Genomic DNA, 11,960 nt, shown 5'->3' with positions numbered 1-11,960 from the left:
CGCCGCCACCAGCGCGTCGGCGTCGAGCCGCAGCGTCAGGCTGCCGGCGCGCGCCACCAGCGCGCCGTCCTCGCGGGCCAGGTTCGCGTCGGCCAGCGACATCGCCGGCGTGCCGATGAAGCCGGCCACGAACAGGTTGGCCGGTCGGTAGTAGATCTCGTCGGGCGTGGCGAACTGCTGAAGCTGGCCGCCGTTCATGACGGCGATGCGTGTCGACATCGTCATCGCCTCGAGCTGGTCGTGCGTCACGTAGACGGTGGTGGTGCGGATCCGCTGATGCAGCTCGATCAGCTCGGCGCGCATGTGGGCGCGCAGCTTCGCGTCGAGGTTCGAGAGCGGCTCGTCGAGCAGGAACACCTTCGGCTTCCGAATCAACGCGCGGCCGAGCGCGACGCGCTGCTGCTGGCCGCCCGACAGTTGACGCGGCTTGCGGTCGAGCAGCGCGTCGAGCTGCAGCAACTGCACCACCTGCTTCTGCAGCGCGGGCCATTCGGCCTTCGGCACGCCGCGCTTCTTCAGCGGATAGCGGATGTTCTCGGCCACGCTCAGATGCGGATACAGCGCGTAGGACTGGAACACCATCGCGATGTCGCGCTGCGCGGGCGGCAGCGACTGCACCGCCTGCCCGCCGATCTCGATGGTGCCCTCGGTCGGCTGCTCCAGCCCCGCGAGCATCCGCAGCGTGGTGGTCTTGCCGCAGCCCGACGGCCCGAGCAGCGAGACGAACTCGCCCGATTCGATATGCAGATCGAGCGACGGAATCGTGACGGTCTCGCCGAACACCTTCCTGATGTTTCTGAAACTGACTGTGGTCATCTGTTCATTCTCCGATTGCTTCCGGCGGCGCAGCGCGCCGCGCCCAACCCCTCACTCCGTTACCCCTTCACCCCGCCCGCGCCGAAACCGCTCGTCAGGTAGCGCTGCAGGAACGCGAAGAACACCAGCAGCGGCACGCTCATCATCACGGAGGCCGCCATCAGCAGCGACCACTCGATGTTGAACGCGGACACCAGCATGTTCATGACGCCGGTGGTCAGCGGCCGCGTCTCGTCGGTATTCACCAGCACGAGCGCGTACAGGTATTCGTTCCAGGCCAGGATGAACGTGAACAGCGTGGTCGAGATCAGGCCCGGCAGCGCCTGCGGCAGGATCACGTCGACGAACGCGCCGAGCCGCCCGGCGCCGTCCACCAGCGCCGCCGATTCGAGATCGTCGGGAATGCCCTCCATGAACGAGCGCAGCAGCCACAACGCGTACGGCAGCGCGAACGTGGTGTACGAGATCACCAGGCTCGTCAGCGAGTTCTGCAGGCCGAGCTTCACCATCATCAGATACAGCGGAATGATCAGGACCACCGACGGCAGCAGATAGGTGAACAGCACCGCGGTGGCGATCAGCTCGCGGCCCCGGTAGCGATAGCGCGACAGGCTGTACGCGCCGAGCGTGGCCACCACCATCACCAGCGCGGTGGTGGCGCAGGCCAGCACCACCGAATTGCGGAAGTACTGTAGGAACGGCGTGTCCTCCAGCAGGCGGCGGTAATGCTCGAACGTGACGTGCTGCGGCAGGATCGGCACCGGATAGACGAACAGCTCGCTTTGCGGCTTGATCGAGGTGAGCACCATCCAGATCAGCGGAAAGATCGCGAGCAGCACGATCGCCCAGGTCGCGGCCGAGGCGAGCGCGATGCGCAGACGGCTGGCTTGCATCGTTCAGTTCCCCTTCGCGCGTCGGGCGCGCATCAAGTACCAGGTCATGAACACCGCCATCACGGCCATCATGCCGATCGCGGTGGCCGACGCCGCGCCCATCTGGTTCAGGCCGAACGCCTGCTGGTAGACGAGCAGCGGCAGCGAACGCGTGCGGTTGATCGGCCCGCCGCCCGTCATCAGGTACAGCAGGTCGAACTCCTTGAAATCCCAGATGATGCGCAGCAGAATCACCACGCCGAGTACGTCGCGCAACTGCGGCAGCGTCACGTCGAGGAAACGCGCGACGGGGCCGGCGCCGTCCATGCGGGCCGCCTCGTACAGCGACAGCGGAATCGTCTGCAACCGTGCGAGCACCGCGATCACCACGAACGGGAAATACTTCCACGCCCCCACCAGGATGATGCTGAGCATCGCGTTCGGCATTTCGCCGAGCCAGTTCAGCGGCGTCGAGATCAGGTGCAGCTCCATCAGCACCTGATTGACGATCCCGTACAGATCGTTGAACAGCCAGCGCCAGACCAGCACCGCCACCACCGTCGAGACGAAGTACGGAAACAGGATCAGGCCGCGCGCGGCGGCGCGGAACACGATCTTCTCGTTGAGCAGCAGCGCCACCGCCACGCCGGCCACGATCTGCAGCACCAGCGTGCCGGTGGTCCAGATCACCGTGGTCAGCAGGCCGTCCCAGAACGTCGCGCTGCCCAGCATCTCGGCGTAGTTGCGCAGGCCCACGAACGAGGCCGCCTGGGTGGGCGTGTAGACCGAGTTCAGCGACAGCCAGAACGCGTAGAGCAGCGGATAGACGATCGTGGCGAACATCAGCAGCGCGGCCGGCAGGATCAGCAGCATGCCGAGCTGGCCGTAGCGCGAATCGAGCGACGCGCGCGAGGCGCGCGCCAGTGTCACGGTTTGCATAGGGTTCCTTATCGAATGGCCGACGGCGACGCCGGGCGGGCCGGCGTTCGCGTCAGGCCTTCGCCTTCATCAGCGCATCGAGCCGCCGCGCGGTGGCCGGCACCACGGTGTTGGGCGCCTCGCCGTTCAGCACCACGCGCTGCACCATCTCGGCCAGCACGTTGCTGGCGACGATCTCGTTGGCGCGCCGGTTCGCCTTGTGCTTCGGCGACTCGTAGCCGAGGTTGTGGCCGGCCGCGGCGGCGTTGGCCATGCGTTCGACGTCGGCGGAATACTTCGCGATGATCGGGTTGCGCGTGTAGCGCGGATCGGCCGAGATCGGCTTGAGCACCGGCAGCAGATGGCCCGGCGCGCCGAGCAGTTCCTCGATGTAGCCGACCGGGTCGTACAGGTACGCGGCGAACGCCTTCGAGGCCGCCACGTTCTTCACGCCCTTCGGCACGAACACGCACGGGAAATCGTTGTAGGTCCAGGCGGGCACCGAGGCCGATACGGTCGGATAGGTCGCGCAGCCGACCGCGCCGGCGATCGCCGGGTTCTGGGTGGCGATGTTGTCGAGCACGCGCCCGCCATAGATGCCGGTGGCGGTCGCGCCCGACACGAACGCGGTCAGGCTCTCGCCCCAGCTGTAGCCGGTCGCGCCCGGCGGCGTGAACTCGCGCATCGACTTGTAGAAATCGAGCGCATGGCGCGTTTCGGGGCTGTCGATCGCCACCTGCAGATCCGGCGTGAACACCTGCCCACCCGCGCGATGGATGAAGCCGAGCATGATCAGCGAGGTCATGCTGTTCAGGCCGTACGGCAGCGGCGCGCCGTAGATGCGGCCGGCCTGCATCTTCTTGCAGGCGTTGCGCAGTTCGTCCCAGGTTTGCGGCACCTTGTCCACACCGGCCTTCTGCATCAGGTCGCGGCGCACCCAGAGCATGTCGGCCGCGGTATTGGCCAGGCCGGTGGCGCAGAGCTTGCCGTCGGCGGTGCGGAACACGTCGTTCGCGCCGGGGTAGTAGTTCTGCACGCCGATCTTCGCGACCACGTCGTCCATCGGTTCGAGCAGCCCTTCCGCGTAGTAGGTCTGCGCGGCGTAGGACGGCAGGTGCGTGACGATGTCCGGCACCTGTTTGGCCGCGAACGCGGCGGCGAACTGCGCCGGGTAGCCTTCGTCGGAAGTCGGCTCGAACACCACCTTGATGTCCGGATGCAGCTTCATGAACCCGGCGATCTGGTCGCGATACGCCTTCATCTGATCGGGGGCCGATTGCGTCGACCACCAGCGCAGCGTGATCGGCGCGTCGGCGAACGCCCGCCCCGCGAAACCCGCTCCGCCCACCGCCGCGGCACCGCCGGCTGCCAGCACTTTCAGGAAATGTCGGCGCGACGCGCCGTGATTACGATTGCCATCGAACATGAAGTTTTCGCTCCCCGTTGTTGTGCGCATAGCGCACCGTTGTGCGTATTTATAACTGGAAAAATTTCGAGCGACAACGGATACGGGCAAATAATTTGCCAAGCCACGTCGAAATTGCGCACAAGGAAGGGCAATCGCCATCCATACAAGTTCGCATGGCGCACGATTTGTATCAGGTATTTTTCGAATACAGAACGCCAATGCGCCCAGCCTCGGGCCGGATCGACGAGGCAGGCGAAGGAAGAACGGGAGACGGGATTCGGAGGACAGGCGGCGCGCGCCGCTCGAGGGCGCGGCACGGCGGAGGCAAACCGAAGGCGCCGGGGCGGCGCCGCGAGCGGCCGATCAGGGCGGCAGGCGCGCGCCCTGGATCAGGAAGGTCAGGCGGGCGTCACCACCGGCCGCCGCACCCGCGCCGGCGCATCGGCCGCGCCGGTGGTGTGATACGCATGCGACAGGTGCTTGTGCATGCGCTCGGCAGCCGTTTCCATATCGCCGTCGAGGATCGATTCGAGGATCTCGACGTGCTCGCCGCACCATTCGCGAATCCGCTTGCGGTTCACGTAGCCCTGGAATTCGAGCAGCCGGCGCAGGCGGTTCTGCTGCTGCATCGATTGATACATGAACACGTTGCCGCTGTATTCGGCCAGCATTTCGTGGAAATTCGCGTCGGTCTCGAACACCTGCTTGGGCGTCACGCTGTTGCCGCCCAGTTGCGACACCAGGAAGATGTGCTCGCGCCGGCAGCGCTCCAGCACCGAACGATCGGGCGAAAACGTGGGCAGCAAAAGCCCGGCCGGCTCCAGCGTGAGCCGGAAGTCATAGCTGTTCTTCAGCGTCAGCGCCGAATCGAGCGAGGGCTGGAAGCTCCAGCCATGCCCCTTGTTGCGGATGATCAGGCCGTCCTCGGACAGCCGCGACAGCGCGCGCGTCATGGTCACGCGATCGACGGCGTAGCGCTGCGCGATGTCCGTCTGCGTCAGCGAGGCGGGAATCGTGCCGGCCAGCCGGTCGGTCACGAGCCGGTTGTACAGATCCTCGTCGGCCGACGGCGGCAGGTCGAGTTCGATCCGGTGCAGGCCGTCCGGCGGCTGCGCGAGGAAGTAGCCCTGGTTCTTGCGCGCTTCCACCACGCCGAACGATTCGAGCACGCCCATCGCCGCTCGCACCGGCGTGCGCGACACGCCGAGCAGATCCGCCAGTTGCTGTTCGCGCAAGTGATAGCCGACCTCGAACCGCGCCTCCTCGATCAGATCGAGGATCTGCTTGGCCAACCCTTGCGCCCCCTTGCCTGCCCGCTTCGTCATTGCCCCATCCTCCATCGAATGGCGCAAGCATAACAAAAAATACAAATTTCAAATATGCCTCTGGCCCCAGCTACGGCGTGGCTTTCGGCACGATTGCAGCGAAAACTTCGAAATTCCTGCTTGACCGTGTTTTTTTGCATTTGTATAAATTGGCACATACCGAACAAATTGCGAATCACGGGAGCTGCACATGTCGCTATCACTACTGCTCGAGTACCTGACCTCGGGCGAATTCCTCCACGGCGCGGCGCTGACGCTGCTGCTGACGGTCGTCTCGCTCGGCTTCGGCATGCTGATCGGCCTCGTGCTCGCGCTGCTGCAAGGCACCCACAGCCGCATCGCCCGCACCTTCACGTTCGGCTATCTGTGGCTGTTCCGCGGCACGCCGGTGCTGTTCCAGATCATCTTCATCTACAACGTGCTGCCGTCGTTCGGCATCCGCTTCAGCGCGTTCGTGTGCGCGGTGCTGGCGCTGTCGCTGAACGAAGGCGCGTTCATGTCGGAAATCTTCCGCTCGGGCCTGCACGCCGTGAAGCAGGGCCAGCGCACCGCCGGCTTCGCGCTCGGCATGACGCGCGCCAAGGTGTTCCGCCACATCGTCGTGCCGCAGGCGCTGCGCGTGGTGCTGCCGCCGATCGGCAACCAGATGATCGGCATGCTCAAGCTCAGCGCGCTGGTGTCGGTGATCGCGGTGCAGGAACTGCTGCTGGTGGCCAACCAGGCCGCGAGCGCGAACTTCCGCTACCTGGAGGCGCTGACCGCCGCCGGCATCTATTACCTGGCCCTGACCACCCTGTTCATGCTGCTGCAGAGCTGGATGGAACGCTCGCTCGACCGCAAGCGCAAGACCGCCATGCGCCGCCTGTCGTTCGCCGAACGCCTGCTCGGCACCTCGCAACCGATGACCCGCTAAGGACCCGTGATGCCGACCCCACCGCTCTTGAAAATCCATCGCATCGACAAGCGCTACGGCGACACGCCGGTCCTGAAGGGCTGCTCGATCGACGTGCAGCAGAAGGAAACCATCGTGATCGTCGGGCCGTCCGGCTCGGGCAAATCCACGCTGCTGCGCTGCGTGAACCTGCTCGAGACGGTCGACGCCGGCAACATCCTGTTCGAAGGCCGCGACGTGACGCGCGAACGCAAGCACGAACACCTGGTGCGCCAGCAGATCGGCATGGTGTTCCAGAACTTCGAGCTGTTCTCGCATCTGTCGGCCGTGGAAAACATCATGCTCGCGCCCGTCACGGTGGCCGGCATGTCGCGCCACGACGCGCACGATCTCGCGCTCGCGCTGCTCAGCAAGGTGCGCCTGCGCGAGCGCGCCGACCACTTTCCCGACCAGCTCTCGGGCGGCCAGCAGCAGCGCGTGGCGATCGCCCGCGCGCTGGCCATGAAGCCGAAGGTCATGCTGTACGACGAGCCCACCTCCGCGCTCGACCCGGAGATGGTCAGCGAAGTGCTCGACGTGATGGCCGAACTGAGCGCCGAAGGCATGACGAGCCTGGTGGTCACGCACGAAATGGGCTTCGCCAAGCGCGCGGCCGACAAGATCGTTTTCATGGAAGCCGGCGAGGTCGTGCTGACCGACACCAGCGACCAATTCTTCGGCGGCTCGACGCACGAGCGCGCGCGCCGCTTCCTCGACCAGATTCTCCATTGAGCGGAGCCCCCAGCATGGCCATGCAGCAACCCGACCTGTCGCGCATGAAGCGCGACCTCGCCGCCCTCGTCGGCATCAACACCGAAAACCCGCCCGGCCACGAAATCGAAGCCGCGCAATGGGTGCATCGCGCGCTCGAAGCCGAGGGCTTCGACCTGTCGACGTCCGAATACAAGCCGGGCCGCGCCAACGTGATGGCGCGCCTCGAAAACGGCCCCGGCCCCGTGTTCGCGTTCAACACCCACCTCGACGTGGTGCCCGCCGGCGAAGGTTGGGCCTCCGAACCGTTCTCGCTGCGCGAAGCCGACGGCAAGCTGTACGGCCGCGGCGCGTGCGACGCGAAGGGCCCGCTGGCCGCGATGCTCGAGGCGCTGCGGATGCTCGCGGCCGACCGCGCGAGCTGGTCGGGCACGCTGCTCGGCGTGTTCACCGCCGACGAGGAAGCCGCCAGCGAAGGCGCGAAGTTCTACGCGGCGCAGAAGCCGCACGTCGATTTCGTGGTGGTGGGCGAACCCACCTCGAACGCCACGTTCTCGGCGCACAAGGGCAGCCTGCGCCCGCTGATCCGCGTGCACGGCGTGACGGCCCACTCGGGCACGCCGCACCTGGGCGACAACGCGATCTACCGCGCCGCCCAGTTGCTGAAGCTGGTGGAAGGCCATCACGAGAAGGAAGTGCGCTGCCGCTGCCACCCGCTCGTCGGCCCGGCCAGCCTGACCGTCACGCGCGCGATGGGCGGCCATGCCGACAACGTCGTGCCGGGCGCCTGCGATCTGCTGCTCGACCGCCGCATGGTGCCGGGCGAATCGGAAGACGAGGTGAAGGCCGAGATCCAGGCCCTGCTCGACCGCGCCCAGGCCGAACTGGGCGTGCGCGCCGAGATCCTCGAATACAAGCCCACCACGGGCGGCGCGACCGAAACCGCGCAGGATTCGAAGATCGTGCAGGCCAGCCTCGAAGCCTGCCGCCGCCACGGCAACCCGGAACCGGGCCCGTTCGGCTTTCAGGGCGGCTGCGATCTGGTGCACTTCCGCAGCGTCGGCGCGGCCGGCGTGGTGATCGGCCCGGGCACGCTCGAAGTCGCGCACAAGCCCGACGAATTCGTGCCGATCGACGAGTTCCTGGCCGCGAGCCTGATCTATCGCGACGTGGCGCTCGAGATGCTCAAACCGGGCGCCGCGCAATCGTGAACGCCGCCCTGCACCGCGCCTCGCTCCATTACGGCGGCGGCCTCGTGCTGCACACGGCCGCCTCCGGCAGCGTCGCCGCGCTCGACGCGCTGTACCTGCACCTGCGCGACGGCAGCGCGTTCGGCATCGGCGAGACGCGCCTGAACATCGCCTACCTGAACGGCCTCGACGCCGCGGCGGTGCTCGCCGACGCCGAGGCCGCGCTGGCGGCGATCGACTGGCGGCAGGATGCGCGCGCGCTGCTCGACAGCGCCGCGCACTGGCTGCCGGGCCGCCTCGCGCCGGTGCGGATGCTGATCGACAGCGCGCTGCGCGACCTGCTGGCGCGCCGCGAGGGCACCAGCGTGGCCGCCCAGTTCGGGCTGCCGATCCACGGCGGCAACAGCCGCGACAGCCTTGCCCCGGCCGCCTGGCCGACCAACCAGACGCTGTTCTGGTCGAGCGACGCGGTGCTGCTCGAGCGCGCGGCAGGCTATGTGGCGCGCGGCTTCACCGATCTGAAGCTGCGGATCGGCATCGGCGCGTTCGACGACGACCTGCGCCGCATCGACCTGCTGCGCGAGCGCTTCGGCGACGCCATCGCGCTGTCGGCCGACGCCAACGGCCAGTGGGAACCGGCCGATTGCCCGGCGCGCTTCGCGGCGCTCGCGGCGCGCGGCCTCGATTACCTCGAACAGCCGATCGCGGCCGGCGATTGGGATCTGCTGCGGCGCGTGGCCGACGCCAGCCCGCTCACGCTGATGCTCGACGAGAGCCTCCAATCGGCGGCCGACGTGGACGCGCTGTGCATGCTGGCCGGCTATCCGCTCGCCGCGCACCTGAAGCTGGTCAAGCTCGGCGGCATCGCGGCCACGGTGGCCGCGGCGCGCAAGCTCTCGGCGGCCGGCGTGGCGCTGATGATCGGCCAGATGAACGAAGGCGCCGCCGCGACGGCCGCCGCGCTGCAGGTGTGCGCGGCGGTCCGGCCGCAATGGGCGGAACTGTACGGCGCGGACGGGCTCGTGGACGATCCCGCCTCCGGCCTCACCTACTCGGACGGCGCGGTGCGCGCCGCCTCCCCGACCGGCCTCGGCGTCGCATTCGACGCCGCCGCCACCAACCTTATCCGACATTTTTAGGAAACCTGATCATGCAGACCTCGCAAGGCCCCGCCCAAGGTTGCGAATCGGCATTCCCCGCCGACGAATACGCCCGCCGCGTCGAACGCGCGCGCGCCGCGCTCTGCGCCGCGAACATCGACGCGATGATCGTGACCGGCCCCGAAAACATCTTCTATCTGACCGGCCAGCAAACGCCGGGCTACTACACGTTCCAGGCGCTGGTGCTGCCGGTGGCCGGCGATCCGGTGTTCGTGATCCGCCAGCTCGAATACTTCAACTTCATCGCCAACACCTACATCAGCGATGCGCAGGTCTACAGCGACGGCGACAACCCGATCGACGTGCTGGCCCGCGTGCTGACGCAGAAGGGCCTGGTCGGCAAGCGCATCGCGCTCGAGAAGCGCGGCTGGTTCCTGCCGATCGCCGTGTACGAAACGCTGACCGAGCGGCTCGGCACGATCGCCGACGCGAGCGGCATCGTCGAATCGCTGCGCGCCGTGAAATCGGCCGCCGAGATCGAGAAGATCGCGATCGCCGCCGGCTACGTGGATGCGGGCATGCGCGCCGGCCTGGCCGCCGTGCGCGTGGGCTCGACCGAGAACACGCTGGTGGCTGCCATGATGGGCGCGGCGATCGCGGCCGGTTCGGAATACGTGGGCATGGAACCGCTGGTGTCGGCCGGCCCGCGCACCGGCGTGCCGCACGGCACCTGGCGCCGCCGCGCGCTCGAGAACGACGCGCCCGCCTTCCTCGAAATGGCCGCCTGCCACGACCGCTACCACGCCGCGCTGATGCGCTCGGCCTGGATCGGCGAGGCGCCCGCGCAGGCGCTCGACATGGAGAAGGTGTGCCAGGAAGCGCTGGCCGCCGCGCTCGACGCGATCCGTCCGGGCGAGCCGTGCGAGGCCCCGCACCTGGCCTGCCAGCGCGTGATCGACCGCGCCGGCTACACCGACAACTTCAAGAAGCGCACCGGCTACTCGGTCGGCATTTCGTTCGCGCCGGACTGGGGCGAAGGTTCGATCCTCAGTATGTACACCGGCGTGACCGCGCCGCTGCAGCCGGGCATGACGTTCCATATCCCGCCCGCGCTGCGGATCTACGGCGAATTCACCGTCGGCGTCAGCGAAACCGTGGTCGTGACCGACACCGGCTACCGCGCGCTCGGCGCCATCGAACGCCCGCTGCTGCGCGTGAACGCGTGACGGCGCGGCCGCTTCCGATCCCGATTTCCACGAGGTCATCATGACATCGAACCAACTGGCGCCGCGCATGAGCCGCGTGCAGCCCTCGCCCACCGCGGCGATTTCCGACAAGGTCCGCGCGCTGACCGCCGCGGGCAAGGCCGTCATCAACCTGGGCGAAGGCGAGCTGCATTTCGACACGCCCGAGCACATCAAGCGCGCCGGCATCGCCGCGATCGAGCGCGGCGACACCAAGTACACGGCGGTGGCCGGCACCGCCGAGCTGCTCGACGCCATCATCGAGAAGTTCGACGCCGAGAACGGCATCCGCTACACGCGCGCCGAAGTGATCGCCGGCACCGGCGCGAAGCAGTTGATCTTCAACGCGCTGCTGGCCACCATCGCGCCCGAGGACGAGGTGCTGATCTGCGCGCCGTACTGGGTGTCGTACCCGGACATGGTCGCGCTCGCCGACGGCCGCGTGCGCGTGCTGCCGTCGAGCGCCGACGACGGCTGGAAGCTCAGGCCCGAGGTGCTGCGCGCCGCGATCGGCCCGCGCACGCGCTGGCTGATCCTCAATTCGCCGAACAATCCGACCGGCGCCGTCTATACGCACGACGAACTGAAGGCGCTGACCGACGTGCTGGTCGATCACGAGCACGTGCTGCTGATGGCCGACGACATCTACGAGCACACGCGCTACACCGAAGGCTTCGCCACGCCGGTGCAGATCGAGCCGCGGCTGCGCGAGCGCACGCTGACCGTCAACGGCGTCTCGAAGGGCTATTCGATGACGGGCTGGCGGATCGGTTATGCGGGCGGCCCGGCCTGGCTGATCCGCGCGATGGTCACGCTGCAATCGCAAAGCACCTCGAACCCGAGCACCATCTCGCAGGCCGCGGCCATCGCCGCGCTGCGCGGCGGCACCGGCTTCATGCGCGACTGGCTCGGCGCGCTGCGCGAGAGCCGCGACCGCGTGCTGGCCACCGTCGCGCGTTGCGAAGGGCTCCAATGCGACGTGGCCGAAGGCGCGTTCTACGCGTTCGTCAATTGCGCGGGGCTGGTGGGCGCGACCACGCCGGACGGCAAGGTGCTGCGCAACGATTTCGACTTCGCGAGCTACCTGCTCGACACCGCGCACGTGGGCGTGGTGCACGGCGGCGCGTTCGGCGTCGAGCACCATGTGCGGATCGCCTACGCGGTGCCGATGGCCACGCTCGACGAAGCGTGCCGGCGCATCGAGGCGGCCTGCGCGGCGCTGGTGTTGCCGACCGTCGAAGCCGGCCAGCACTGAGGCCCGCATGCTCGACCTGGTCCTCGACGACGCGGCGGCGCCCGCGCAGTACGGCGCGCTGGCCGCATGGCTCGCCCGGGCGCTCGGCCTGCCGATGCATCACCTGCCGGCGCGCTTCGACACCGCGCGCCATGCCGACGCGCAGCAGCACGTCGGCGTGGCCGGCGCGCTGCTGCCGAGCGGCCTGCTG

At 67.9% G+C, this 11,960-nt stretch carries 12 protein-coding genes; 7 read left to right on the top strand and 5 right to left on the bottom strand.

Translation table 11 applies throughout. The features are described 5' to 3' along the window. The 5 genes from G3N92_RS23460 to G3N92_RS23440 all read right to left on the bottom strand — a co-directional run. A partial coding sequence (locus tag G3N92_RS23460; RefSeq protein ID WP_206129973.1) for an ABC transporter ATP-binding protein occupies nucleotides 1-816 on the bottom strand: 816 nt, incomplete at its 3' end. A 59-nt stretch (nucleotides 817-875) separates the two neighbouring features. Continuing rightward, nucleotides 876-1,709, bottom strand: a complete 834-nt coding sequence (locus G3N92_RS23455; protein ID WP_206129972.1) for a carbohydrate ABC transporter permease — start codon at nucleotides 1,707-1,709, stop codon at nucleotides 876-878. A 3-nt stretch (nucleotides 1,710-1,712) separates the two neighbouring features. Continuing rightward, nucleotides 1,713-2,627, bottom strand: coding sequence for a sugar ABC transporter permease (locus G3N92_RS23450; RefSeq protein WP_206129971.1), 915 nt, complete (start codon nucleotides 2,625-2,627; stop codon nucleotides 1,713-1,715). A gap of 52 nt (nucleotides 2,628-2,679) precedes the next feature. Then, nucleotides 2,680-4,032 (bottom strand): extracellular solute-binding protein, encoded by a 1,353-nt coding sequence (locus G3N92_RS23445; RefSeq protein WP_206129970.1) that lies wholly within the window; start codon nucleotides 4,030-4,032, stop codon nucleotides 2,680-2,682. A 380-nt stretch (nucleotides 4,033-4,412) separates the two neighbouring features. Continuing rightward, nucleotides 4,413-5,339, bottom strand: coding sequence for a GntR family transcriptional regulator (locus G3N92_RS23440; protein WP_206129969.1), 927 nt, complete (start codon nucleotides 5,337-5,339; stop codon nucleotides 4,413-4,415). Nucleotides 5,340-5,529: 190 nt separating this feature from the next. Between G3N92_RS23440 and G3N92_RS23435 the strand changes: the two genes are divergently transcribed. From G3N92_RS23435 to G3N92_RS23405, 7 genes are all read left to right on the top strand, one after another. After that, entirely contained in the window at nucleotides 5,530-6,252 is a 723-nt protein-coding gene (locus tag G3N92_RS23435) for an amino acid ABC transporter permease (protein ID WP_206129968.1), read from the top strand. A gap of 9 nt (nucleotides 6,253-6,261) precedes the next feature. After that, nucleotides 6,262-7,002, top strand: a complete 741-nt coding sequence (locus G3N92_RS23430; RefSeq protein WP_206129967.1) for an amino acid ABC transporter ATP-binding protein — start codon at nucleotides 6,262-6,264, stop codon at nucleotides 7,000-7,002. 14 nt (nucleotides 7,003-7,016) lie between these two features. Beyond that, a complete protein-coding gene (locus tag G3N92_RS23425; protein ID WP_206129966.1) occupies nucleotides 7,017-8,192 on the top strand; it encodes a M20 family metallopeptidase in 1,176 nt (391 codons plus the stop codon). After that, nucleotides 8,189-9,310, top strand: a complete 1,122-nt coding sequence (locus G3N92_RS23420; RefSeq protein WP_206129965.1) for a mandelate racemase/muconate lactonizing enzyme family protein — start codon at nucleotides 8,189-8,191, stop codon at nucleotides 9,308-9,310. The genes G3N92_RS23425 and G3N92_RS23420 overlap by 4 nt, the downstream gene beginning before the upstream one ends. Before the next feature lie 11 nt (nucleotides 9,311-9,321). Continuing rightward, complete coding sequence (locus G3N92_RS23415) at nucleotides 9,322-10,497, top strand: Xaa-Pro peptidase family protein (protein WP_206129964.1); 1,176 nt, start codon at nucleotides 9,322-9,324, stop codon at nucleotides 10,495-10,497. Nucleotides 10,498-10,537: 40 nt separating this feature from the next. Continuing rightward, nucleotides 10,538-11,770: an aminotransferase class I/II-fold pyridoxal phosphate-dependent enzyme gene (locus G3N92_RS23410; RefSeq protein WP_206129963.1), complete on the top strand. Its 1,233-nt coding sequence runs from the start codon at nucleotides 10,538-10,540 to the stop codon at nucleotides 11,768-11,770. Nucleotides 11,771-11,777: 7 nt separating this feature from the next. Beyond that, nucleotides 11,778-11,960 (top strand): hypothetical protein (locus G3N92_RS23405; protein WP_206129962.1); only part of this gene is annotated, 183 nt, incomplete at its 3' end.

This window comes from Burkholderia sp. Ac-20379, from assembly GCF_017104645.1.
GTDB lineage: Bacteria > Pseudomonadota > Gammaproteobacteria > Burkholderiales > Burkholderiaceae > Burkholderia.
The sequence above is the reverse complement of the archived record's forward strand: the minus strand, read 5'-3'. Positions and strand labels throughout refer to the sequence as shown.